The 23352-nt window shown below is 61.4% G+C and carries 21 protein-coding genes; 9 read left to right on the forward strand and 12 right to left on the reverse strand.

Features of this window, described 5'->3' with window-relative positions; genetic code table 11:
- The first annotated feature begins 49 nt into the window (after window positions 1-49).
- A complete protein-coding gene (locus tag C0456_RS05965; protein ID WP_291049552.1) occupies window positions 50-2557 on the forward strand; it encodes a pyrroloquinoline quinone-dependent dehydrogenase in 2508 nt (835 codons plus the stop codon).
- Window positions 2558-2610: 53 nt separating this feature from the next.
- Here the strand turns inward: C0456_RS05965 and C0456_RS05970 are convergent, their stop codons facing one another.
- From C0456_RS05970 to C0456_RS05985, 4 genes are all read right to left on the reverse strand, one after another.
- Entirely contained in the window at window positions 2611-2874 is a 264-nt protein-coding gene (locus tag C0456_RS05970; protein ID WP_291049555.1) for a hypothetical protein, read from the reverse strand.
- A complete protein-coding gene (locus C0456_RS05975) occupies window positions 2861-3520 on the reverse strand; it encodes an urea carboxylase-associated family protein (protein ID WP_291049557.1) in 660 nt (219 codons plus the stop codon). The genes C0456_RS05970 and C0456_RS05975 overlap by 14 nt, the downstream gene beginning before the upstream one ends.
- A gap of 3 nt (window positions 3521-3523) precedes the next feature.
- The gene (gntA, locus tag C0456_RS05980) at window positions 3524-4195 is read right to left on the reverse strand and encodes a guanitoxin biosynthesis heme-dependent pre-guanitoxin N-hydroxylase GntA (RefSeq protein ID WP_291049559.1); all 672 of its coding nucleotides are present in this window, start codon (window positions 4193-4195) and stop codon (window positions 3524-3526) included.
- A 209-nt stretch (window positions 4196-4404) separates the two neighbouring features.
- Entirely contained in the window at window positions 4405-4710 is a 306-nt protein-coding gene (locus C0456_RS05985; protein WP_291049562.1) for a hypothetical protein, read from the reverse strand.
- A 330-nt stretch (window positions 4711-5040) separates the two neighbouring features.
- Here C0456_RS05985 and C0456_RS05990 point away from each other — a divergent pair, with 330 nt between their 5' ends.
- From C0456_RS05990 to C0456_RS06000, 3 genes are all read left to right on the forward strand, one after another.
- The gene (locus tag C0456_RS05990; protein WP_291049565.1) at window positions 5041-6930 is read left to right on the forward strand and encodes a hypothetical protein; all 1890 of its coding nucleotides are present in this window, start codon (window positions 5041-5043) and stop codon (window positions 6928-6930) included.
- An 80-nt stretch (window positions 6931-7010) separates the two neighbouring features.
- Window positions 7011-7577: a hypothetical protein gene (locus C0456_RS05995; RefSeq protein WP_291049566.1), complete on the forward strand. Its 567-nt coding sequence runs from the start codon at window positions 7011-7013 to the stop codon at window positions 7575-7577.
- Between the two features lie 48 nt (window positions 7578-7625).
- Window positions 7626-8129 (forward strand): TerB family tellurite resistance protein, encoded by a 504-nt coding sequence (locus C0456_RS06000; protein ID WP_291049568.1) that lies wholly within the window; start codon window positions 7626-7628, stop codon window positions 8127-8129.
- Between the two features lie 116 nt (window positions 8130-8245).
- On the opposite strand, the gene C0456_RS06005 is transcribed toward C0456_RS06000, so the two are convergent.
- Genes C0456_RS06005 through C0456_RS06020 form a run of 4 tightly spaced genes read right to left on the reverse strand, consistent with a single transcriptional unit; the run spans window position 8246 to window position 13777 of the window.
- Window positions 8246-9502 (reverse strand): DUF3526 domain-containing protein, encoded by a 1257-nt coding sequence (locus C0456_RS06005; RefSeq protein WP_291049570.1) that lies wholly within the window; start codon window positions 9500-9502, stop codon window positions 8246-8248.
- Window positions 9499-10935, reverse strand: coding sequence for a DUF3526 domain-containing protein (locus tag C0456_RS06010; protein ID WP_291049572.1), 1437 nt, complete (start codon window positions 10933-10935; stop codon window positions 9499-9501). The genes C0456_RS06005 and C0456_RS06010 overlap by 4 nt, the downstream gene beginning before the upstream one ends.
- Window positions 10932-11651, reverse strand: coding sequence for an ABC transporter ATP-binding protein (locus C0456_RS06015; RefSeq protein ID WP_291049574.1), 720 nt, complete (start codon window positions 11649-11651; stop codon window positions 10932-10934). The genes C0456_RS06010 and C0456_RS06015 overlap by 4 nt, the downstream gene beginning before the upstream one ends.
- Before the next feature lie 8 nt (window positions 11652-11659).
- Window positions 11660-13777, reverse strand: a complete 2118-nt coding sequence (locus C0456_RS06020) for a TonB-dependent siderophore receptor (protein ID WP_291049576.1) — start codon at window positions 13775-13777, stop codon at window positions 11660-11662.
- A 393-nt stretch (window positions 13778-14170) separates the two neighbouring features.
- On the opposite strand from C0456_RS06020, the gene C0456_RS06025 reads away from it, so the two are divergent.
- The 4 genes from C0456_RS06025 to C0456_RS06040 all read left to right on the forward strand — a co-directional run bounded on the left by C0456_RS06025 (window position 14171) and on the right by C0456_RS06040 (window position 19136).
- Window positions 14171-16300, forward strand: coding sequence for a TonB-dependent receptor (locus C0456_RS06025; protein WP_291049578.1), 2130 nt, complete (start codon window positions 14171-14173; stop codon window positions 16298-16300).
- 10 nt (window positions 16301-16310) lie between these two features.
- Window positions 16311-16865 carry a hypothetical protein gene (locus C0456_RS06030; protein WP_291049580.1) on the forward strand — a complete coding sequence of 185 codons (555 nt, stop codon included), beginning with the start codon at window positions 16311-16313 and terminating at the stop codon, window positions 16863-16865.
- Window positions 16866-16881: 16 nt separating this feature from the next.
- Entirely contained in the window at window positions 16882-18399 is a 1518-nt protein-coding gene (locus C0456_RS06035) for a PepSY domain-containing protein (protein WP_291049583.1), read from the forward strand.
- Window positions 18400-18623: 224 nt separating this feature from the next.
- Entirely contained in the window at window positions 18624-19136 is a 513-nt protein-coding gene (locus tag C0456_RS06040) for a hypothetical protein (protein ID WP_291049585.1), read from the forward strand.
- Between the two features lie 48 nt (window positions 19137-19184).
- On the opposite strand, the gene C0456_RS06045 is transcribed toward C0456_RS06040, so the two are convergent.
- The 3 genes from C0456_RS06045 to C0456_RS06055 all read right to left on the reverse strand — a co-directional run bounded on the left by C0456_RS06045 (window position 19185) and on the right by C0456_RS06055 (window position 21358).
- Window positions 19185-19601, reverse strand: a complete 417-nt coding sequence (locus tag C0456_RS06045; RefSeq protein ID WP_291049588.1) for a hypothetical protein — start codon at window positions 19599-19601, stop codon at window positions 19185-19187.
- A 1-nt stretch (window position 19602) separates the two neighbouring features.
- Complete coding sequence (locus C0456_RS06050; protein ID WP_291049591.1) at window positions 19603-20052, reverse strand: DUF2000 domain-containing protein; 450 nt, start codon at window positions 20050-20052, stop codon at window positions 19603-19605.
- Window positions 20053-20116: 64 nt separating this feature from the next.
- Window positions 20117-21358, reverse strand: a complete 1242-nt coding sequence (locus C0456_RS06055) for a fatty acid desaturase (RefSeq protein WP_291049594.1) — start codon at window positions 21356-21358, stop codon at window positions 20117-20119.
- Window positions 21359-21753: 395 nt separating this feature from the next.
- On the opposite strand from C0456_RS06055, the gene C0456_RS06060 reads away from it, so the two are divergent.
- Window positions 21754-22626, forward strand: coding sequence for a hypothetical protein (locus tag C0456_RS06060; RefSeq protein ID WP_291049597.1), 873 nt, complete (start codon window positions 21754-21756; stop codon window positions 22624-22626).
- Between the two features lie 9 nt (window positions 22627-22635).
- Here C0456_RS06060 and C0456_RS06065 read toward each other — a convergent pair whose 3' ends face one another.
- Entirely contained in the window at window positions 22636-23085 is a 450-nt protein-coding gene (locus C0456_RS06065; protein WP_291049600.1) for a helix-hairpin-helix domain-containing protein, read from the reverse strand.
- Window positions 23086-23352 lie beyond the last annotated feature (267 nt).

The following is a 23352-nucleotide window of genomic DNA, read 5'->3' on the forward strand; positions in this document are numbered from 1 at the left end:
CCCGCCCCCCTTCCAACGGTGGGTGATACAGAACGAAGGAGACAGATCGATGGCAGCAGCGGCCGCTACCGAACGCCGGGCCTGGCATCGGGCTTATCTCTTCTGCGCAACACTTACCGGCGCGCTGGGTCTCGCCATGTCAGGGCTCGGTCTGTGGCTGGTCCTCCTCGGCGGCACGTTCTATTATCTCCTGGCAGGCTTGCTGCTGCTGGCGGCAACAGTCTTCAGCTGGCGGGGCCAGCATCGCGCATCCCTTCTTCTTTACGCGGGCGCGTTCGCCGGAACTTTCGTCTGGTCACTGATGGAAATCGCCGGAAAGGGCTGGCTACCGGCCTGGGGCATTGATCTGGCGGGCCGGGCCGGGCTTCTTGCCGGGCTGGTTGCCGCCATCGGGCTTACCTTTCTCATGTGGCGCGTTCCTCCCGGCAGGCCGCTGCGCCGCGTCGCGCTTATTTTCCTGCTGGGCGCAGCCGCCGCCCTGGGCACGCTTGTCTTCATCTACTGGGAACGGGTTGAGCCGGGCGGACCGCCCCTGCAACCCGCCTCCGTTGGCGCATCCTCCGGCAATCCGCAGGCAGAAGCGGGCGCAGACTGGCGCGCCTATGGCGGCACGGTGGAAGGCCGGCGCTATTCTTCTCTCAGCCAGATTTCCGTGGCGAATGTGACCGGGCTGAAGGAGGCATGGAGCTTCCGGACGGGCGACCTCAACCCGAATGAGGGCCGGGTGTTTTACTCATCCCAGAACACGCCCATCAAGGCCGAGGATTATCTCTACATTTGTACGCCTACGAACAAGGTCTTCGCCCTCGACCCCGGCTCGGGCGAAGTGCTCTGGAGCCATGATCCCGGCGTTCCGGCTGCCGCCATGGAACCCCTGTTCTCCGCCGCCTGCCGCGCCGTCGCGTATTTCGATGATGGCGAACCAGCCGGCCGGCCTGAGGCAATTGAACATATGCCTGCTGTCGAAGGCGTGACCGGCGCCGTACCCCGCGGGGGAAGCCAGTGTCACCGTCGCGTCTATATCTCAACCGCCGACGGCCGGCTGATTGCGCTTGATGCTGTCGGCGGTTTCCTCTGCGAGGATTTTGGCGAAGGCGGCACGGTGGACCTGACCGCCGGCATGGGCCTGCGCGCGTCAGGCTTTGCGTCCAACACTTCGGGCGCAACCGTCGCGGGCGGTCTTCTGATCCTTGGCCAGCAGGTCAGCGACAATCAGCGGCGCGATGCCCCCTCCGGCGTGGTGCGCGCCTATGATGTCCGCACCGGTGAGCTTCGCTGGGCGTGGGACGCCCTGCGCCCAGATCCCCAGGCCCCGCTCGCCCCCGGTGAGATTTATCCGCGCGGCACACCGAATGTCTGGAATGTGGTCTCGGCAGACGAATCCCTCGGGCTCGCCTTCCTCGCCACCGGTAACGCAGCGGCTGACCAGTGGGGCGGCAACCGGCTGCCGGAAGAAGACCGCGTCACCGATGCCATCGTCGCCGTCGATCTGGAGACAGGCGCGGAGCGGTGGGTTTATTCCACGGTCACGCATGACCTTTGGGACTATGATCTGGGTGCCCAGCCCGTCCTCGTCGACGTGACCATCGAAGGCGTGACGCGCCGCGCCATCCTCCAGGCAAGCAAAACCGGCAATCTCTTCCTGCTCGACGCTCTGACCGGCGAGCCCTTGCGGCCTGTTGAACCCCGCCCCGCGCCCCAGGGCCCGCCTCCGGGCGACTGGGTAGCGCCCACGCAGCCTCAATCTGTCTTTTTCCCCAATATCGGCGGCGTCCCCGGCCGTGATCCCGAGGAAATCGACGCCCGGCATGCCTTTGGCCTGACACCGGTCGATGCCGCGCTGTGCCGGATCAGCTTTCACCGCCACCGCTATGAGGGGATGTTTACGCCGCCCACCACAGAAGGCGAAGGCATGCTGCTCTTTCCTGGCACGGTGGGCGGGCTCAACTGGGGCGGCCTGGGGTATGACCCTGAGCGCCGGCTGATCATCGCCAACAATTCCCGCCTGCCCAATCGCGTTGTCCTCCATCCCCGCGACGAGGTTCACGATCTGCCCGTAGGATCGGGGGGCTCCCGTCCCGACCAAGCCATCGCCCCCCATGCCGGCACGCCTTTTGGCGTGACCCGGCCTATCTGGTGGTCCCCGCTGAAGGTTCCCTGCATCTCGCCGCCCTGGGGCTACATATCAGCCATCAGCCTTGATACTGGCGAGATCGTGTGGTCGCGGCCCTTCGGGACAGGCTTTGATACCGGCCCGCTGGGCATCCCAACCTTCCTCAAGATCCCCACTGGCACGCCCAATCTTGGCGGCCCCCTCGTCACAGCCGGCGGGCTGACCTTCATCGGCGCCACGCAGGACAATTTCCTGCGCGCCTTTGAAACCGAAAGCGGCAGGCTTGTCTGGGAAGCGCGCCTCCCGGCCGGTCCCCAGGCCGGCCCGATGACCTACGAGCATGAGGGCCGGCAATACGTCGCGATCACCGCCACCGGCCATGCCCGTTTTGAAACAACGCCGGGCGACTACCTCAAAGTCTACGCACTGCCGGAAGATCAGTAGGCGGCACATTTCGAAGCTGGAGGTGTTTGCGGAAGCGCCGCCCCAAGAAAAATTCACGTCTTGTCGCCACCGCCTTGCGAGTCCGGGGGAGAGAGGCCCCGCAGGATCATCCGGATTTCAGCCCCATAACCCGCTTCGACAGCAAAGGCGCCAGCCGGAACGGCGCCCGGATCTTCCTGCCCGTCCTGCGGCGGAAACGGTTCCCACAGCTCGGCCATCAGCCGCGCCGCCTGCTCGGCGGAAAGCTCCTGCACCAGCCACATCAAGACCCGGCGCTGCGCCGTCAACCTGGCTTCCAACTCGTCAATCGTTTTCATATGCTGCGCCCTGTTCCCTTCCGGCGCTATTGGCCACATCTCCCTGATGAGCCCGGCTGACAAAATCAGACAGCACCTCATAGTCAATGGGCTTATAGCGGAAGTTGTTGGATTGTCCCGCAGAGCAGCTCGTCAGGCCGACAATCATGTCCATCCGGGCCCGGAATACAATGGAATTGCCTGGCTGGCTCAGCGGGGGCAGCACCCTGATCGCGCCCGTCTCTCCGTCTACGGCGACATTCATGAAACAGTTGAAGGCAATGGGCACACGGTCCGGCGAAATACCCCAGGGTTTCAGAACACGCTCCAGATTCTCCTGGCATCCGCCCGAAGGGGCCGCCTCACCATAGATGATGCGGAACGTGTCCTTCGAGCATGGCGTCAGTGTAAAATCATGCCGCCCCACATCATCGGCAACGATGTCGAACATCTCCCGGCTCCGGTTCGAATAGAGGCAGTCTCCGGTGGTGAGATACAGACGGCTGGCATAGTCGAGCGATCTGCCAGACGAGAGAAACTCCCCGGTATCGGCGGCAGAAAAGGCAACCATGTCACTCACCTGTTCTCCTTCCGGATCAGTGACTTTCAGATACTGCCCCGCCTTGATCAGAAAGGCTGCGCCGGATTTCGGAGGAATACGCTGCATGGTCTATACCTTTGGCTTGAAGGGGCAGGTCCAGTCGTCGCCAACCAGACGGCCGGAATATTGGCGCGCCTCGGATCGTTCGCCAAAATCGGTCAGCATGGGGTTGACAGAGCCCGCGCCGGCTTCCTCCCGCTCCCGGATGATGGCTTTCATCCGGTCAAACCGTCCGTCTGCCTGCAGACGTTCAAACTGGTCGTGGGAATTGAACACCAGGGCCGGATGGCCGAACCGCCGGGCAGGCCGCGACGCCCCCGGATGAAGGCCGATGACGAAAAAGGCCTCGCCGCAGACGCTGACGGAAAAATGCGGAGAATCCGGATCCGGCGACGTCCCTTCCGCCCAGGGGGCGCCGGCGACGGCGTCAAGATTGTGGAGGCATTGCAGCCGGTTCCAGAGCGCCTTTTCGAAAGCGGCCTCGGACAAGCTGTCTGGCCCCCTGAAGATCGCTGTGAAGGACTGGACGACCGGCCCCGCCCGATCCAGCGTGCGGATGAAGCCGAGCAGATCCTCGCGCAAATCCACATCATCCCCGGGGGTGGTGATATCCTGATAGAGGCCAACAACCAGTTCATCCCTGGCCAGCGCGGATTTGGCCCCCACACAGGGAAAGCTTTCTGCCCTGATGAACTCTGTCAGCTCGGCTTTGTACGCGTCTGCATCCGAAAGGGTAATCATGACCAACCTGTCTGCCTTTTCGCATTGGATGCACAAAAACGCGGCACTCCCGAAGAGGTTCCTCCTGCCCACCAGTCAAACACATCTTTATGCGGAACAATTCCATCTGCAGAAATGGCAGCAGCTCCCGTGGAACCAATCCGTCGAGAGTACGTTAACGCTGCTTCCCGCGAGCAAGCATGAACTCGCGGTGGGTCACGGGATGCCGGTCAACCAGACCCCCGCTGGCGATCGGTGCGGCGTTGCGGCCCTGAGCTGTCCTCTCCCTGATCAGTCAGGGTGGGAAATTCGCCCTGATTTTCGAGCGCCTCTATGGGCTCGGCTTCCGGCTCATTCAGCGACGCAGATAACGGGATTGTTCCAGCCCGGGGCGCCTGCTCAATCGCAAGCAGCTGCGCGGCCTCTTCTTCAAAAGCCTCCGCGCCAGCGGCAGGCCGGCCCGCCTCTTCCCACAGATGCTGCGCCCTTTCATGTATCCTTGCTGCGCGTTCTTCGGCGCTCGGGGCCTTGCTCATGGATCTCTCCTTCCTGATGCCCCCCACTTCCTAACTCCTGTTTGGCTCGCAGGTTCCGGTTCCCCTCTCCGACGCGCGCTGACCGCTTGAAAGCGGGCTAGGTACTTCTCCGGATGGGAAGATTGCGAAGTTCCGCCCACTAATTAATCATAACGCAGGCAAGCAGGCGGGACAAAAATGGGCGCGGGGGAACATCAAACAAGCGGCAGGAGAGGTTGGGCAATCGCCCTGCTTCTTGCGTTTGCAGCCGCCGGCTGCGCATCGACACCCCCTTCTTCGGAGGCAGGCTTCAACAACTGGTCGGGTCTGCAGGACTGCTTTCGCCGAGACGTGCAGCCACAGCCTGGCACCGCAGAGCGCATGGCGCTGACCTGTTCGGGCAACCAGGCCGCCGCAGACGCCCGCAAGAACGGCATTGATCGCGCCAGCGCGCATTTCAATGCGGCATTGGCCTTCAATCTCCTGGCAGATCAGGCAGCCGCCTCTCTGGCCTGCGATACTCCCGGCGGCTGCACCCGCTTTGCCCTCGACCATATCGAGAGGTCCTTCATTCATCAGGAGGCATTGCTTCCCGCCACCAACGCGGCAGCTTCCGGAGCAGATCAGCGCTTCGACATCCGGCGCCGCCTGGTGCACGCTGCTGCGCTGAAGGCATCCTCCGAAGTGCCGGCTGCAGCCTGCGGCACGGCGGAAGCGTGCCTCATCGCCGCCAATGAGGCCCTCGGATCATATAATTGGGAGGCGCTGGCGGCCTCGGAGGACCAGGGTGTCTCCGCGCTGGCCTGTCGCGGGCTCAATCTCCGGTCACAGGTGAATTTTCTCCGCGGCCCCGCCCAGGAACCCTTGGAGATGGCCGACCTTCGCCAGATTGTTCAGCGCTGCCCGGATTTTTCGGCAGCAGCGGTGAAAAGGCTTGCCGGGATCGCATTCCGGAGGGCAGAGCAGCTGCACGCCTCCATGCTGAACGCGGGCGGCTCCCCGCCAGGCAAAGCCGAAGCCATTTCCCTCGGAACGTCCGCCGTGTCGAGTTACACGGATGCTCTGCCTTCGGATGAACTGAAACTGCTTGCCTATCGCAATATGGGTCTGGTTCATCTGAAGCTGGCGGAGCTTGATCGGCCCAGCGCTTCCTCTCACTTCGAAGCTGCCGCTGAAGCTTTTAACGCCGCCCAGGCGCTGAGCCAGACTGCGGGAGGCGCAGACCATGCCGGCGATCTGGAACGTCTTGGCACGAGCTATCTGAGCCTCATCAATGCCAGAGACAACCTCACACCGCTCGAAGAAGAAACGCTGATAAACAGCGCCGTCCGGGCGCTCGAAACGGCGATCGCGCAGGCGCCTGCCTATCAGGGCTGGCTCAAGCTCGGCGAAGCCTATGCGCGCGCTGGCCGCGCAAAAGATGCGGAAGCGGCTTATCGCGCCGCGCTGGCCCTTGGGGGCGCAGACAAGGGCGAGCAGGCATCCCTGTCCCTTGCGCGCTTGCTCGAGAATGCTGGCAAACCCGGTGACGCCCTCGCCATTCTCGAACCGCTCTATGCGTCCGGGCAGCCGGGGCCGGATCTGGAATATGAAGTCGGCCGGTTACGTTTCACTCAAAAAGACTATGCTGGCGCGCTTGATGCCCTTACGCGGGCGGCCGCCCGGCTGCAAAGCCCTCGGGACGCAGAAGCCCACTACATGGCCGGCATCTCCGAATCCATCCTCCGCCGTCCCGGCTGGCAATCCCGCATGCTCGCCCATGCGGACACTGCCGCCCAGTCCAACAGCTTTGCCCCCAAATACATCCGGCTTGACTGCCTCGCCCACATCCTCAATGGCGGCAAGGAAGTGAGAACAGCCTCCTCCCTGCAACGCTGCCCCGCCGGCAGCGCGCCCGAAAGATCCCTGCTCAGAGGGATGTATTTCCTGAAACAGGCCCACCTTATGGATGTTTCGGCCTACAATGCTGCGTCGCAGGACTATTGGAGAAGCGTCCTTCGCCTTGCCGAAGACTCCTTCCGCGCGGGTCAGGAGGCTGCCAAAACACAGCCCGGCGCCGCCACCCGCATCTGGTTTGACGACCTGCAGCGCGAGGTAAATGTCGCAGACATGCTCGCCAGCGGCCTGACGGTTATCAGCCGGTGCCGCCGTGAAGTCACGATCCCGCCGGAGTCCAGCACATGGGCCGGGCTGGACGCCTTCTTCGGCCATTACGGGGTTCTCAAATGCTCAGCCCCCTGATGAACCGATGGCCAGGCCTTTCCTCCTCCCGACAGAAGCTGCCCCTTCCCCTTCACGCCCTCTTACTGGAAATCTGAACCATGCAGCCGACAAACGACCCTGACCGCACCGAAGGACTCGTCTTCCAGCCTGTTCCGACCCGCGAAGACATGCAGGCCCTGTCAGAAGAAGCCAGCAAGGCCCGAAGCGGCCGGGCGCGCCTGTTCATTGCCGTTGTCTTCCTTGCCGGGGTGGTTGTCGCGGCCGGCGCCGGGATGGCGATGGTCAAGCAGAATGCCGCCGCGGCTGCCGAGCAGGCAGACCTGCACATCAAAAAACTGACGGAGCAGATCAAGACAAAGGACACGCAACTCCAATCGCAGGCCGAGACCATCAGGCAACAGAAGAGCGAGATTGACAGCTTCGCCCCCTTTCAAAGCATCGTGGTGCTGCAGCGGCAATCAGACCAGCTGGAAGACGAGATTGCCGCGCTCCTGGCGCAGCCCAGCCGCGCCGGTGCGCCCAAGCGGCTGACCGAGCTTCCCGCCGAAGTCGAATGGCTGGATCAGACGGTCAACGCCCTGCAGACACGCCGCGACCGCCTGGAGCAGATAAAGACCCAGATCGAAGCCTGGCCGCCCGCCCCTGTTGCTCCGCGTCCGGATTGATTTCCCGGACAAGCAGAACGCGCCCCCTCCCTACAGGAAGACAACACCATGACAGACCTGACCGAAACCCCTGGCGAACTGTTCATCCCGGTTACAGCCGAGGCAAAGCCCGCTTTCAGCCTGAAGGAGCTGGTGTCGGAATTTCCGGACCGGCAGACGGACTGGACCATCCCGGAAGCCTTTCTGTGTCTTGTGCTGTCAGCCGCGCTGGCAGACGGCCGTATGGCGCAGCAGGAGTCAGAAGAACTGATGGCCCTGGCGCATCGCTCCCGCGTCCTGCGCAATCTTGATCCCAACGAACTTGCCGCAATCAACCGGACCGCCCTCAAGCGGCGCGCCGACCGTCCCGAATGGCAGGCAGAAGCCTGCCGGGCCCTTCCGCAGGACATGCACCTTTCGGTCTTTCTGCATTGCCTGGATCTCTGCCTCGCAGACGGCGTCATGGTCGCGGCGGAAGCCGAATACCTTGAAGCGCTTCTGGCCAATCTCAACATCCCCCCGGAAGACGCCCGCCAGGCCACCCGCATCCTGTCGATCAAAAACCGCTATTAGGCGAGGCAGGTGTCGCTGCACCAGACCACAAATTTGCCCGAAGCTGATCCACGGACCCGGATGCGTCCGGGCCCCTGGTTTTCTCTCTCCGCACCCTGATCGGCGCGCGCATATCCTCAGTGGGCTGGGATATACTCCGGAAGCCCGTCAGCATCCTCCAACCTGAAGTCCTTCCCCCGGAATAGCCGGGCATAGTAGAAGGATCGCAGCTCTGCATGGAAGTCACGCACTGACTGCTCATAGGCGATCACTGAACGCACATCCGTTCCGGCGAGGAACTGAAGATGTCTTTCCAGGAGGGCGGGTGGAGACATCCAGGCAGCCAGCCCCGCTGCCGCATCGCGCCGGAGGCGGCCAAGCGTGTAAGCCTTCGATATCTCTTCAGCCGCCTGATCACCAACCTGCTGGAAGGCATAATACCATCTCCAGTCAAACCCGGCATCAATCGCGCTATAATCGGCCCATTCGGGATGGCGCTCGATGAACGGCACCATCGTGTCCTCCTTCGGCATGTCCCACGCTCTGTTAACAGCTTCCCGCTGGAGCATGAGTATGTCGGCGCCCGACGGCACGGGCACCGCGCGCTCGACCAGGATCCTGCCTGTCGCCGGAACGAGAATAGCGAGCAGCAGCCACACCCCTACGAGGAGGGTGAGCTGCGTTGTCGGCGCAGCGGACAGGCGGTCAACCAGCGCCACAAGCCCCCACCAGACCAGAAGATGCAGCGCGACGGCCACTGAAACGAGGACAAGGTCTGCGGCCGGCGCGCTCATGACTGCGGCGCCAACGCCCAGAGGCAGGAGCATGCAGGCAGCCAATGCCGCTATACGTATAGCCGCGCGCGTCCGCCAGGGCGCCGCGGAATTTCCCGCCGTCGCCGTCAGAAGCTCCATTCGTCCGGCGGCTCTTTCTCCGGATTTCAGGTCGTAGAGGAGAAAGATGACCAGCAGCGGAGCAATGTAAGCCGCAAAGAAAGAAAAATCGATCCGCCCGGCAAGTGCCAGCTCGGGGTTGGAAGCATCTGTCTCATGTATCTGCCCCTCCAGCGCAAGCATCCGTACCCGGTGCTTCCAGGCTGCGCTCTCCCGCTGCCCAAGCGCCGCAAAGGCAAGGTCAGAAGGCGGATCATAGGTAAAGTGGAACGCATAATAAGCCGCCCCGCCCCAGTCCGACTGCCGGGCGAGTTCAGCGTTCCGGTCTATCGCGTCCAGTTCGACCAGCTTCGCGATCTCGACGCGCTGGTGACGCACTTCTGCGACGCCGCTGGCAACGGAGATAGCAGACAGGAGAAACGCCAGGCCGAGCCAGAAGATTGCCGCGCGGTCGCGGGACATGAGCCAGGCTTCCCGCAGGAGGGCCGAGGGATGATTCACGCTCCAAGCCTCCCGGCAACTAGCCCAAGGGCGACAAACAAACCGGCCGCCCAGGCAGCCATCATGGTGAAGAAGGGTAAAGCTGCCCGGAGCCGATCCTGCGCGGGTGAGGGGCTGAACCGGAAATCGGAAAGAACTTTCCAGTTTTCCGCGCCAACCCGCGCCCGCTGCATGGCTTCATCATCCCGGTTCCGGTTTACATCGTCGGCATAGGAAAGAGTGTGCGCATGAGCCGTGTTGAGCCCCTGCACAAAGGAAAAGCGCAGCGCTTCTGCCTCCTGCAGAAACCGGTGGTGCCCGGCAAGGTCGCTTCCGGCCAAAGTGCGGGAAGCACCGCCAATGGCAATGAAGGGAGATACCCAGCCCAACCGGTGAACGAGGCTGGCCTGCTGCTGCTCACGCAACATTTGTTCGTTTGCGTACTGATTGAGCAGCTTTGTCAGTTTCTCTTCCGAAGCCAGTGCAACCATTCCGCGGAAGTTCACCGGCAGATCTTCCAGACGCTCCACACCATACTCAGCCAGCAACTGCTCGCGCAGATGGTCATGGGTGGACGCGCCGGCATCATGGCCATCGCCAACTTCGCGGAGGTCGCGCGCCATCATCAGGCCGGTCTCGATTTTCCCGGCTGCCGGATAGGTGACACTGGCATAGCTCGCGGCAAGGCGTGGGGAGATGACCGCAGAAATCACCCAGAAAGCCGCAAGGATCCCGAGCGCCATGCCGCGCTGGCGGACGAGCGCGGAAACCAGAAGGACCAGCCCGCCCCAGATCAGCAGATAGAGCGCGTAGGCACCCATCAGGGTGAACGCGCTGATCGCGCTTTCCCCGTTGAGGGTGGCCCGTATGGCAAGCAGCATCAAGGGAACCATCATGACCAGAATGACACTCGCCAGCGCCAGTGCCTTCCCGCCAAGTATTGCAACCGGCTGGACGCCCTGCGCCAGGAGCGGCGCGAGGGTCGCTGCTTCCCTTTCGCGGATGATCAGAGAATGCCCCAGGATGATGAGAAGCAGAGGCGCCAGCACCTGGTAGGCCAAGGCCGGAGTGAGTTCCACAAACCGGCCCAGAACCGCGCCGGAGCGGGTCTCGGCAAACATCGCCGAGTTCTGGCGGTGTCCCTCAAGAAAGATCGACTGGCCGGTGACACGGTCAACACCCGGATCAATGATGGCGAGTGGTCCGGGCGCGCGATAGGCGTAGTGACCATAATGCACCATCCGGTGAGGGTGGCGGTCCGGCTGGGCCAAAAACCGCTCTTCGGCAGCCACCTGATGCGCGAGACGCTCCGCCTGAGCCGCATCCATCCGTGTGATTGTGGCAAGGCTGGTGACGGCCAGTACGCAGGCCATGATGATCAGGCTGGCAAGCACCAGGCGCGAGCGCAACCAGAAGCGCCATTCCCCGATTGCAAGGGTCAGGACCGTGCTCATGCCGGAACGCGTCCTGCAAATGCGGCGTGGACCGCCTCGGTCTCGATCCGGCCACCGGAGGGCGCCGTGAAATTGCCAACCATCTGCCCCTGCCGCAGGAGCCCGATGCGCCCGGCCACCTGGCAGGCCCCGTAAACATCATGCGTCACCATCAGGACCGACCGCCCGGCTCCCGCCAGGAGGCGAATGAGACCATGAAACTCGTCGATGGCAACGGGGTCGAGCCCGGAGGTTGGCTCATCGAGAAGCAGGATCGGCGCGTCCCGGAGAAGGGCGAGTGCAATCGCCACTTTCTGGCGCATGCCCTTCGAGTAGGCGGAAAGGCGCCGCCCTCTCGCATCCGGCTGGAGACTGACCTGATCAAGCGCGGCTTCAATCGCGTCAGCCTGCGGACGCATGTGGGCAAGATACAGGAAGTATCGCAGGTTTTCGCGGGCCGTCAGATGGCCATAGAGCGTAGCGGCTTCCGGGAGATAGGCGATTGCGCGGCGCGCCGCCGTAATGTCGTCGGCAGGCGCCTTCCCGTTGACATGCGCCAGCCCGGATACGGGCGCAAGGAAACCGAGAAAGGTCAGCAGCGTTGTGGACTTGCCCGCGCCATTGCCGCCGAGCAGGGCATACACTTCGCCTTCGGTCACGGAAAAACTCACGCCATCAAGCACCCGCTTGCCCGACCGGTCGACACTGAGATCACGCGCTTCAAGAACTGTTTTCATGCCGGGCCTCAAAAACGATAGGCTGCAGAGATCCGGAAACTCCGGGGCGTGCCCGGCTGGACCCAAAGCTGGGAGTAGGAATTGGCGTACCAGGTCTCATCCGTCAGGTTGTCGACTTCTGCGCGGAGGATGACCGTGTCGGTCAGGTTATAGGCCGCAAACGCCCGGAGCAGCGTATAGTCCGGCAACTTAAAATCCGTGCCGGTCTCACCCAGCCGCTCCCCCACATGCAGGAGCCCTCCGCCGAGCGTCAGCGGCCGCCCCGCCAGTTCCAGTTCCTTAGCCATCTGCAGACTGAAGGTATGTTCCGGAATGTTCAGAAGACGCGAACCGGCCTTCACCGGCAGGGCAAAATCCGGATCCAGGATGTCATTGCTGAGGGACGCATCCACATAGGCATAGGATAGCCAGAGAGAGAGCGACGCCGTGAGGCGGCCCTGCAGGTCTATTTCAAATCCCTGGCTTTCAGCCTCCCCGCCCGCAATCGAGAAGCCGGCATTGACCGGGTCAGAGACAAGGATGTTTTCCTGCTCGATGCTGAAAACGCTGATCGTCCCGGCGAGCGCGCCCTCCCGCAGGAGAAACTTCACGCCGCCCTCCACAGACCGCGACTGGTTGGGATCAAACGGGTTGCCGTCAAAGTCTGTGCCAGACAATGGCCGGAAATTCTCGCCATACACGCCGTAGACCGAAACACCATCGCTCAGCCTGTAGACCAGTCCGAATTGCGGGCTGGTCTGGGTATAGGACTGAGATACTTCCGTACCGCTCAGCCGGTTCTCGAAAGATTGTGCGTAGTCGTCATATCTGAGGCCGACACGGACTTCGAGCCGGTCAGTCAGGGAAACCTGGTCCTGCAGGAAGAGGCCGCTTGATTCCTGGATATCCAGGCGGTCGGTCAGCGGTGCGGGCGCCGGCAGCGGGTATTGGCCATAAACAGGATTGAAGATGTTGATCGCCTGAAGCTGCGCAAGGCTGGGGCTGGTGGCCAGTGTCGGCGCGCGGGCGCGGGCAAACACCTGGTCGTTCTCGAACTTGTCCGTATCCGCGCCGATGAGAATTCGATGCTCTATCCGCCCGGTCATGAACTTGCCGCTGAGTTCTCCGCGCAGCACTGAATAGGTTGCATCATAGTTCCGGAAACGCCGCTGCCGCGTCAGGGTCTGACCATCAACCAGCAACTGCTGGCGCGCGCTCGTCAGCTCGGCCTCCGTGGAAAACCCCTCCAGGGAGGTATCCCGCACCGTCGCGCCCAGCATGAGATGCCAGTCTTCATTGAACGCATGCTGAAATTCGATCTGATGGCCGAGAACATCCGACTCCAGAGGACCATCCCCGGGTTCTCCCAGAAAGCGGCTTTCCGGAATACGGCCCAACTGGCCGTCGATGGCGACCACGCCCCGGTCAAACGGAATTTCCTTGTGACTATACTCGAGTTCATAAACCAGCTGCGTAGCTTCACCCAGGCGCAGGGCAAGAGACGGGCTGGCGCCATACTTCAGGGTTTCAACCGTATCCCGGAAACTGCCGGCATCTTCATGGAAGCCGATGAGCCGGACAGCGAGCGTCTCCGTCAGCGGCGCCGTCCAGTCGGCGTCCACGCGGAAGGTGTCGAAACTACCCGCGGAGAGGCGCACCAGACCCTCTGTCTCAAACGTCGGCCGCTTGGTCACAAGGTTGACCGTACCGCCCGGTTCGCCCCGGCCAAACAGGGCCGCCCGCGGGCCTTTGAGGACTTCCACGCTCTCGACTCCCGAGAGGTCACGCGGCCCGCCAAATCCACGTCCTGCATTGAAGCCGTTGACGAGATAGTTGCTCGGCAGGTTCTGGTCGCCGACGAAGCCGCGCACCGCAAAGCTGTTCCACAGCCCGCCGAAATTATTCTGGCGAGCCACCGAAGCAGAAAGGTCCAGCGCCTGGCTGAGATCAACCGCGCCCGCATTCCGGAGGACTTCTTCATCAATCCGCTGCTCAGCTTGCGGTGTCTCCAGAGAAGCAAAGTCTCCCTGATAGGCCTGACGCGCTCCCAGCACGACGACCGTTTCCTGGCGCATCGCCGCTTCTTCCTCACCGGCCTGGCCATGTGCGGGCGCCGCAATGAAAGCAAATGAAGTTGCAACAGCCATCAAGCTGCAGCCGTAACGGAATGACATGTGAGACCCCGGGAGAAAAAACGGAAGGATCGCCACATTCTCAAAATGTGACGTTATAACGTTATTAGAATGTGCCTTCCCCTTGTCAATCCTTCAAGCAGGATACTTCTGCACTGCGCGCGGCCCCCGCCTAACCGGGTCAGTTGCTACGCCGCCGCCGGACTGTTCGGGCCGGACGCAGCTCCGGTTCCGGAACGAGAAACAGGATCAGGCAGCGGCTCTATCGAGGCGTAACCGCCCGTCGCTGACGACCCTGCCGCCTCTCTCTGACAATTGGTCTGCAACACGTTCTCCCCCCCTTTACACCCTTGCGACTCCGCAGTATCGCGAATGAGAATTAATCGCATTTGCAATCAGGGGTCTTGTATGAAATTCTGGATGCTGCTGGCCACAGCCAGCATCGCCGCGCTCAATTCGGCCGCTCAGGAAGTGACCGAAGCCGAAAGCCGCCAGTCGACCATCATCGTCACGGGCCAAAAGCTCGATACGGCGATTGAGGACGTCACCTCTTCGGTGAAAGTTGTCAGCGCGCTTGAGATCGCGCGCGAGCCCGTGAGCGACCTCTACGACCTGGTTGAGCGGATTCCCAACGTCAACGCTTCCTTCGGCGATCTTGGCTTCTCCATTCGCGGCATTGACCAGCGCGGTGTGGGCGGCGCAGGGCGTGGGCAGACGCTCACCGTCTATGTGGACGACGCCGCGCTCGGCAACTATACGACCTTTTTTGGCCCCCTCGAGAGCTGGGATCTGGGTCAGGTCGAAGTGTTCCGGGGTCCTCAGTCTACAAACTTTGGCCGCAACTCGCTTGCCGGTGCCATCTATGCCCGCTCCCGCGACCCCAGCTATGATCCGGACCTGCGCTGGCGCCTGGAAGCGGGCGAGTATGGCAGCTTCCAGATAGCCGCGGCAGGTGGCGGCACGTTGGTCGAGGACAAGCTGGCCGTGCGCGTCTCTGCGCAGCACCGCAAAAGTGACGGATTCATCAAGAACACCTATCTGGGCAAGGATGCAGATGCGACCGAGGTGACCAGTGGCCGCGTCAAGTTCCTGTTTGAGCCCACAAGCGATATCCGCATCATCACGACAACATCCTATACGGACAATTTCGCCGGCGAAGACGGCGTCAATCCCGCAACCGGATTTTCCCGGGAGGCGGCCTATGATGTGGCCGGCTCTGAAGGCACGAAAACCTGGCTGCAGTCTGTGAATGCCAGTTGGCAGCTCTCAGATCAGGTCGAATTGCAGTCGATCACCGCCTGGCAGCGAACTGACTATACGCGCATCGAGGACTATGATGTGACGCCGCTGCCGATCTCGTCCCTGTTCCGCAAAGGTATTGACGAGTCCCTCTCGCAGGAACTGCGCTTCAAATATACGGGCGATCGCCTGCGCGGCGCTGTTGGGATCTACTATATCGATGCGTCAACGGACTATACTGACAGCTTCACCATTCCGATCGCCTTCGCCTATCCGCAATTGCCGCTCAGCAATCTGGTGAGCCGGGATTCCTTCATTGACTTCGCAGCCGAAAACTATGCCGTTTTCTTCGATGGGGAATATGCCATCACCGATCAGTTCGATCTTCTCTTCGGCGCGCGCTACGATAACGAAACCCAGAAGAATGAGGCGATTGCCGACACGCTGATCCTGGGCGATCTTCCGCCTGCCTATAATTTCCTGCGCGCCCTCGAGGGCCGTTCGGCCCAGATCAGCGAGACCGAGTACGACGCCTTCCTGCCCAAGGCGGGCCTGCGCTGGCGTCCCGGCGAGGACACCACATTGGCCTTTGTGGTTCAGAAAGCCTATCGCGCCGGCGGTTCGGAAATCTCGGCCCTGGATGGATCGGTATCGGTCTATGATCCGGAATATCTCTGGAACTACGAACTCTCCGCCCGCCAATCATTCCTCGGTGGCCGGCTGACACTGAACTCCAATATCTACTATGCTGACTGGACCGACCAGCAGGTCTCCGTTCAAGTGCCAAATGCACCCAACTTCTACACCACGGCAAATGCCGGAAAAGCGGCCGTCTACGGACTGGAATCGGAGCTGAACTACCAGCTCACCGAAGCGGTCAATCTCTATGGCGGGGTGGGCTATTCCCACACCGAATTCAAGGAATTCCCCAATCCGAACGCCGGCGCCGGCCAACCGGACAACTTCAACGGCAACACCTTTGCCTATGCGCCCGAATACAGCGCCAATGCCGGCGTGAGCTATGACAAGGGGAAAGGCATCTTCGGCGGCCTGGATGCAAACTACCAATCATCGGCCTATTCCGATCAGGAAAACCTTGAAGAGAACAAGACCGGCGAACGGGTTTTGCTGAATGCGCGCCTTGGATACGATTTTGCAAATGGTATCCGCGCGTCCCTCATGGCGCGTAATCTTCTGGACAAGGACTATTACACAACCTTGAACCGGGACGCTTCCGGCGGCTTTGCCCGCCTCGGTGATCCGCGAGTGATCTCCGTGCGCCTCGACGCCAGCTTCTGAAGGTGGGCGGATGACCGGCCTGCTCCTGCCTGTGGCGGCGCTGGCGCTCTCGGGCGCCGGCATTGCCGCGCTCCGCCAAGCCTGGGACAAGCGCACGCGCTGGACACCCTGGCTGCTCAGCGCAGGCTGGGCCGCCTGCGCCCTTGCCGTGGCTCTTTGCGGGGCCTGGCTGGGCGCCGAGGTGGGGATACCCGCCGGCATCACGCTGTTTTCCATTGTCGCGCTGGCGGTCCTGGCCACTCACGTGCGCTGGCGCGAGGTGCGCAGCGGCCCTGCGCGCGCCAGCGCAACGGATCCGTCCGACAGGCCCAGCCGCCTCTGGCGGGGCGTGATCCGTGTGCTGCTGGCGGGGCCCCTTTCGGGGCTCGCAGCGGTCGGCGCGGGCGTTGCGCTCGCCAAAGGCCTGCCGCTGGGCGAAGCCGACCGGATCGCCATCGGGGGCCTGACGGTGCCGCTTCTCTGGGCCGGCGGCATGGTGTGGACCCTCGCCGACGACCGCATCCTGCGCGCGCTGGCCGTCCTTATCCTCTCAAGCATTGCCGCCTACACAGCGGCGTTCATATAGGGCGGGCCCAGCAGCAATGACAAAACCCATCTGGCCAAAAATCCCCGCCCGGTTTGTCAGCTCCATGCTGGCGGGCCATTCTGCTCTGGGCCTTGCCTTTGCGGCGCTTATGTACGTCCTCTGCATTTCCGGCACACTCCTCGTTCCGACCGCTGAGCTGGCGCGCTGGGAAAATCCAACCGTTCCCATCACGACGCACATGCCGCCCGCGACGATTGCCCGGATGCTGGAAACAGGCGTGCAGATCGCGGCTGAGCAAGGGATCAACGACTATATCGTGGCGACACCGCCAGCAGCCGACGCGCCGTATGCATCCCTCCGTATAATGGATTTCACCACAGGCGCCGAAACGATCTACAATGTCGACGGCCAAGGCAACCTGCTGGGCGAGCGCCGGGAAGGCGCCCTTCACTTCATCGAGCATCTGCACATCAACCTGCATATGCCTCAGATGATCGGCCTGACGCTGGTGGGCCTGGCCGGCGTCGCCCTGCTTGCCTCGGTCGTGTCCGGCACGCTGTCGCACCCCCGTATTTTCCGCGACGCGTTCACGTTCCGGCGCGGCGGGTCCCGGCGCCTGCAGGAGGCCGATCTCCACAACCGGCTCAGCGTCTGGGCGCTTCCCTTTCATATCGCCGTCCCATTTACCGGGGCCCTGCTTGGGCTCTCGGCGATCATTCTTGGCACCCTCGCCATGGCTGCCTTCGACGGCGATATGAGCCGCGCGCGCGCCACCATTGGCGGCCCGGTCTTTGCCGAAGATCCCGCCCCCGCCCCCCTGCCGCAGATCGTGCCCGCTATCGAAAGCGCGCTGGCAAAGCACCCGGAAGCCCGGCTTCAGCGCGTGGCCCTCTACAAAGCCGGAGAAAAAGGCCAGAGCTTCCTCGTCGCGCTTCACATGCCGCGCGACCTCACCCTGTCAGAACAGTATTTCTACGATGGAGAGGGAAACCTCGCCGGCTCGCGCGGCTTTGCCGATGGGCCTGCGGGCGCTCAGCTGATTGCCGCGCTCGGGCCTCTGCACTTCGGCTGGTTTGGCGGCTGGCCGGTGAAGATCGCCTATGTGCTGCTGGGGCTGGGCCTCACAGCGATCATCTCCACCGGCGTGACCATCTGGATTGCGCGGCGAAAGGACAAGGGAAAGCCGGTGCCGGGTTGGGAGCGCGCCTGGTATGCGCTCGTCTGGGGGCAGCCGATCTCCTATTGCGCCATCGCGCTCACCAGCCTGTTTGGGCTGCACCTTCCGGAAATCCCTTTCTATCTGGGTGTCTGCCTGCTGGCTTTTGTCCCGGCATTCCTCGCTCCGGCGCCGCTGGCTGTCTCTCGCTACCTTCGCATCGTCCTTGGACTGATGTTGATTGCCCTACCGGTACTGCACGCCCTGCGCTACGCACCGGAAGGCATCACGGACCCGGCAGCATGGATCGTCAATGCCAGCCTCCTCCTGAGCGCCGCGCTGGTTCTGGGCTCAATCCGGCTCCCCTGGCCAACCCGGAAGTTCGCAGAGCATGCCCCGGCTATTGATTCCCGCTGAGAATGCCGCCGGCGTCAGCGCTAATTCCCAAAAAACTGCCCTTCGTGGGAGCTGCCTGACAGAGTGATATCCCCCAGTCTGCCCGCCTTCGCGCGGGTTGACTGTCTCCGGCTGCATTAAATTCCACTTTTCAGATGCATTCATGACATTATGAGTTGTCGGCGATGACTCCTGAAGATCGCGCCCGGCAATCCATAGACGCCCTCCTGCAGGCCGCAGGCTGGGTGCTGCAGGATAAAGGCGCGCACAACCGCAATGCCGCGCTTGGTGTCGCGATGCGGCATTTCCAGCTTGGGCAAGACGAGACCGACTACCTTCTCTTCTTGCAGGGCAAGGCTTGCGGCGTGATCGAGGCCAAGAAACAGGGCATCACCCTCTCCGGCGTTGCCGGACAATCTGAGAAATACATGGGCGCCCTCCCCGGCCATCTCGCCCGCTGGGCGGATCAACTCCTGTTCGACTATGAGTCCACCGGCGAAGAGACCTTGTTCCGGGATATGCGCGATCCAGTGCCCCGCGCGCTCATCCAGATGGCCACCGGTCCTTCACCTATGAGGAGCTGGTCGCCCGCGATAAAACCAATCTCGACATTTTCTGGCTCAAAGACGACGCTCTGGAAGATGTCGATGCGCTGCCCCCGCCCGACATTATCGCAGCGGAGATCGCAGAGAACCTCCGTGCCGCCCTCGAACAGTTTGTTGAAGTCGCCGAGGAATTGGCGGAGGCTGATTAAGTAAGACCGCCGCCACTTGTCCGTGCATACCGGTCCGCCCGGCATGTTGGCGCTAGACCGCCAACATGACTTTGGGAGGCCATAATCTCTCCACAGCGCCGGTTCGCTCTTCCTGGATGTTCAGAGCCAGGAATGGAACGGCGTCGCCGAAGCAGGATCCCCGCGCGGCAAGACACATCTTGGAAACATCGCGCACCTGATGCGTCTCGTAGTGTATCAGCCCCCCAAGAACCGAGCCCGGCTTGGACATCTCGCCATCGATAAGCTCGCGAACATTTTCCATTGTGGCGGCTGTGCCATGCCGGTGCATCACCACCAAAATCAACGCAGCGAGAAGGTCGCGGCCCCGAACCTGTACGAGGCGAGAGTCGAAAGAGCCACTGAACGAGGGAATCCAAGTCATCGCGGCAGCGAGTGCGGCAGACCAGCTTTGCTCAAGTCCGGCAAGCGAGAGCTGATTGAAACGCATGTTAACCTCCCTGATCCGAAACACTGATGTTGAAGAGCGAGAATTTCTTGGTGAGTGGATTGATCGCCTCGGCAGGCCCATAGAGGACAACCGCCCAGTATTCCAAGCTGTCGCCGGAAGCGTGATAGGTCTGCTTAAGCTGTTCTTCAGCAGACGGACCGATCATCGCCGAGATGAAGGTGTTGTGCGGCACACCTTCGGCTTTGGCCTGCGCGCGAAGTGTGGAGAGCTGATTTCCGTTCTTCGCCTTTAGAATGATGAACGGCGCTTCGGCAATCTTTGAATGGAACTGATCGGCGGCGTTCTCATAGTCGAGATAGGTAACTGCGGACCGGTCTAGCGCGGCAGTGAGACCGGCGGTCGTGTGGGCCAACGCATTGAGCAGACGCGGGACCGGCACGTTGCCATTGAGGACCGCAGCGAATTTGTTCGAGTTATTTGCATAGTTCATGGTGGATTTCCTTTCGGGGTTTTGGGGGTAAGGCGTTCAAGGCAAGTAGGGGTTGGCGGTGGGGTCAGTCTTTCGGATCGCTCAGGCCCTCGAAGACCCAATCAAGCGCGGCTTTCAGGCCATAGACTTCGCGATTGGCCAGTCCGGCCGGGTCGCCCTCATCGATGCTGCGCTGGCGCTCAAAGATGGCCTTGGGCCAGTCTTCGGGATTGTGCCCGGCGTGCCCGACGAGGTGGTGGTGGTCATGCGCCGGAAGATCTCCGACCCAGGAGCCAAGCCGCACCAGAATCTCGGGGATCATCAGTGCGCCCCAACGAGCCCATGCGAGCCAGAGGCGGATGCCCGTTTTACCGGTTGGCGCAGGCAGGAGGGAAAAACGCCCCACGCAACGGTCAGCGTATTCGCTGCTGTTCGAGGGGCCGCGTTCCGTCATCGCCCAACGATGTTCCGTCAAAAATTGGATCAGAGACGAAACATGATAGAGGGGGCCCCAAGGCATGATGACGGCGAGCAAAAACACCCACCACGGAACGATGAACGCCAGACCGAGAAGCGCCATCAGCCACAGCGCGGCTGCCATCTTATGCACCGTGTCAGAAGTCACGAACGTCGAGCGGAGGCGCGCGATGGCAAACAGCCCATGGAAGCGCGGCGAGAAGATCGTGCGCCAGAGATGGGCGTACAGTTGGCGGCGCGACATTCCAGGCCGAAAGCCCAACTGGAGCAGGAACGCCGCGTCGGGGTCGTGGATGGAGGTAAAGAACCGGGTACGATGATGCTTCTGAACGTGATCTGCCCGGTACTCAGCCGGGTTCTGCGCAAGCGGCACAATCGTCGCAAACTGCGCCACAATCTTGTTGAGCCACGGGCGCTTGGACAACGATCCGTGTACGGCATAGTGTGCGAAGGTCACCTGCTGCACGCGCAAGCACCCTACGAAGATCACCTGCATTACGAAGATGACTGGCAGAAGAATGAGGTTCCAGATTCCAGCCGTTTCGATCAGGCCGGCCCCCAGGACAAGCAGGGGGAACCAGATAACGAGGGATGCAGTGCTGACCAGCCACCACCCCAATCCGCCGAAGTCGAGCAGCGGGCGCTGACCAGGCGAGGGCTTGCCAGAAAGGCGGGCGAAGATTTCGAAGGCAAACCAGATCGCTATCTGGACAAGCGACCCCCCAAAGCCAAGGTTCTGCTTCTCGCCCTTGTAAGGTTCGATTTTCACCATCTGCTTCGCGCAAGGCACGACACCGAGGTCTTCAGCGGCCTTGTCGGTCTCATTCTTTACACTGGGATCGTGGAACATCGGGAGTCTCCGGATGGCCCGCCACCGACACCGCGTCAGCGCCTAGGCCGACCCTCTAAATAGGCCCAAAATGGGCACCTGTCGTCCACACTATCTGGCTTTAAGTAGCTGATAGTATTGGAATATTTTACCCTGTTCGATGTGTCGGAAGTGAGCGAGACATTGCCGCCGATGGCACAGGTCCGTCCCATGAGCGCGTTTGGACGGACGGCGATGTCGGATGGGGTCAGCCCCTCCGCGACATCACCCTATTTGGTGGCTATGTGGCCGTTGGCCGGAACGTCACGGATTGCGGGTTGAGCACCCTTCAGAATGTCAAGGGCGTTTTCGGGGTTTGGGGGGATTGAATCTTTCGCGCGTTCTGATCTATTGTTCAACTTGAAGGGGTTTTCGTCATGCCAACCGCTGATCACACTGCGCAACCTGCGACGCCGACATTGCTGCGGTGGACCCTTCCAGAAGGGTCAGCGCCGTACGCGACAGTCCCCCGGTTTACGGTTCCCAATCCGAGGGCAAGCCGCGGCTTCGACGAGAAGATTGAATTTGTTGATTTCCTGGCTCGCCACAGGGACGTTCTGCTTGCTTCACTGAGCAATCCATTGAGCGACGAGCAGCTCACAAAGGCAAATAGTCTCCAGAAGCGGTTCTTCTTCTTTGATGGATCATTTCCGAAGCTCCACTCTGCAATTAGCCCCGCCCACAAATCTCTTGCGGCAGTGGTGGACAGTTTTTCACTCCCGTCTTCGGGCTCGATCCAAGCGCTCTACGAGCAGACGCCGCTCTCGCTTCCAGACGTGTTGAAGATCGCTCTGGCGTTTGAAGCCGCGAAAACAATTGGTCATCAGGGCGCGAACACGTACTTCGGGCTGACCTCGGGCAATCCGTTATGCCCTTCCAACGGCAAGCGTATCGTTCCGGCGTTTAGATCGGTTGACCCAAAAGCGCTCAAAGCGCTGCGGAAAGCGGTCAACGGGTCTCATCAGGGCTTCAACGAGTTTCTTTCTAAGAAGCACCGTCCTAGCGTGCCGATGGGTTTCTTTGAAACATGGCTTGAAAAGGGCTACACGGCCGGAAACGGGCACCGGGTCGGAAACTATCTGCTGACTGAGACGGCCGCCAGTCTCTTGCACGAATATCTGTCCGCATGCGGCGGATCACGTGTTGCAGGTAATGTGGATGAAGTGTTCCCGGCAGATCCAGGCGGGTTTCCCGGCAATGGCCTATATTGCTCACCGCTTCCGGTGCGGTATGGTAACTTTCTATCTTAAAGCTAGTTTTCAAAAATTGAACGATAGTTGCTCTGGCTCGGAGAGGGCATAGGACTCTTGGTTCCAAAGAGGCGCTTCAATACAATTACTGTGAATCGCCGAAGCAATGATACGTATTCGCATTTCTCCAATCCCTGGAATGCTGGATATGGCTATTGGGTGGGCTTTGGAGAGGTCCGCCAAAGTCTTGTAACCCAAAATATCCAGAAGCAATGCGTAGCGTGGCCCGATGCGTGAACTCAGACAGGATATGGTATTGAGTTCAGACCCTATCCCATCTTTATGCTGACGTTGCCGTCGAACCAAGCCCAGGTCTATTATGTTATTTGGCCGATCGATGCTGTTGCTTGGGAGCGCCGCTTCAATTCGCCGGGCCAGTTCTTGAACAACCAGCAGATCGCTGTCCGTCGAAGTCTCGCCATTTCTGGCGGATTCGATCTGGTCGTCGCTTGGGAACATGCCGAATCGATCTCCCCATAGTTAATGTCAGAGACCATCGTTTGATTAAGATTTCAAGAACCGCCTGACATGCCGGCCGGGTGCGGCGGGCAAAGCTGCCCACACGTATCATAAATGCAATAGAACACCGGCCTATTGTCTCAACATTCGGAACATATCTTCAAAGTATTTGTCTTTAAACAGAACGCGTAAACTCAACTATTTCATTCCATCCGATACCGGATTGGCAGGCGAGAGAAAGCAGCGCTGTCTCGCTTGCAGGCGCGC

Source organism: Hyphomonas sp. (assembly GCF_013823385.1).
GTDB lineage: Bacteria > Pseudomonadota > Alphaproteobacteria > Caulobacterales > Hyphomonadaceae > Hyphomonas.

What these genes read in the sequence shown, in the direction of transcription:
- C0456_RS05985 (WP_291049562.1), bottom strand. Translation starts at nt 4,710, where the DNA reads ATGAGCAAGGCCCCGAGCGCCGAAGAACGCGCAGCAAGGATACATGAA.
- C0456_RS05965 (WP_291049552.1), top strand. Translation starts at nt 50, where the DNA reads ATGGCAGCAGCGGCCGCTACCGAACGCCGGGCCTGGCATCGGGCTTAT.
- C0456_RS06060 (WP_291049597.1), top strand. Translation starts at nt 21,754, where the DNA reads ATGCCAACCGCTGATCACACTGCGCAACCTGCGACGCCGACATTGCTG.
- C0456_RS06045 (WP_291049588.1), bottom strand. Translation starts at nt 19,601, where the DNA reads ATGCGTTTCAATCAGCTCTCGCTTGCCGGACTTGAGCAAAGCTGGTCT.
- C0456_RS06015 (WP_291049574.1), bottom strand. Translation starts at nt 11,651, where the DNA reads ATGAAAACAGTTCTTGAAGCGCGTGATCTCAGTGTCGACCGGTCGGGC.
- C0456_RS06000 (WP_291049568.1), top strand. Translation starts at nt 7,626, where the DNA reads ATGACAGACCTGACCGAAACCCCTGGCGAACTGTTCATCCCGGTTACA.
- C0456_RS05975 (WP_291049557.1), bottom strand. Translation starts at nt 3,520, where the DNA reads ATGCAGCGTATTCCTCCGAAATCCGGCGCAGCCTTTCTGATCAAGGCG.
- C0456_RS06055 (WP_291049594.1), bottom strand. Translation starts at nt 21,358, where the DNA reads ATGTTCCACGATCCCAGTGTAAAGAATGAGACCGACAAGGCCGCTGAA.
- C0456_RS06050 (WP_291049591.1), bottom strand. Translation starts at nt 20,052, where the DNA reads ATGAACTATGCAAATAACTCGAACAAATTCGCTGCGGTCCTCAATGGC.
- C0456_RS06020 (WP_291049576.1), bottom strand. Translation starts at nt 13,777, where the DNA reads ATGGCTGTTGCAACTTCATTTGCTTTCATTGCGGCGCCCGCACATGGC.
- C0456_RS06035 (WP_291049583.1), top strand. Translation starts at nt 16,882, where the DNA reads ATGACAAAACCCATCTGGCCAAAAATCCCCGCCCGGTTTGTCAGCTCC.
- C0456_RS06025 (WP_291049578.1), top strand. Translation starts at nt 14,171, where the DNA reads ATGAAATTCTGGATGCTGCTGGCCACAGCCAGCATCGCCGCGCTCAAT.
- C0456_RS06010 (WP_291049572.1), bottom strand. Translation starts at nt 10,935, where the DNA reads ATGAGCACGGTCCTGACCCTTGCAATCGGGGAATGGCGCTTCTGGTTG.
- C0456_RS05970 (WP_291049555.1), bottom strand. Translation starts at nt 2,874, where the DNA reads ATGAAAACGATTGACGAGTTGGAAGCCAGGTTGACGGCGCAGCGCCGG.
- C0456_RS06030 (WP_291049580.1), top strand. Translation starts at nt 16,311, where the DNA reads ATGACCGGCCTGCTCCTGCCTGTGGCGGCGCTGGCGCTCTCGGGCGCC.
- gntA (WP_291049559.1), bottom strand. Translation starts at nt 4,195, where the DNA reads ATGATTACCCTTTCGGATGCAGACGCGTACAAAGCCGAGCTGACAGAG.
- C0456_RS05995 (WP_291049566.1), top strand. Translation starts at nt 7,011, where the DNA reads ATGCAGCCGACAAACGACCCTGACCGCACCGAAGGACTCGTCTTCCAG.
- C0456_RS06065 (WP_291049600.1), bottom strand. Translation starts at nt 23,085, where the DNA reads ATGTTCCCAAGCGACGACCAGATCGAATCCGCCAGAAATGGCGAGACT.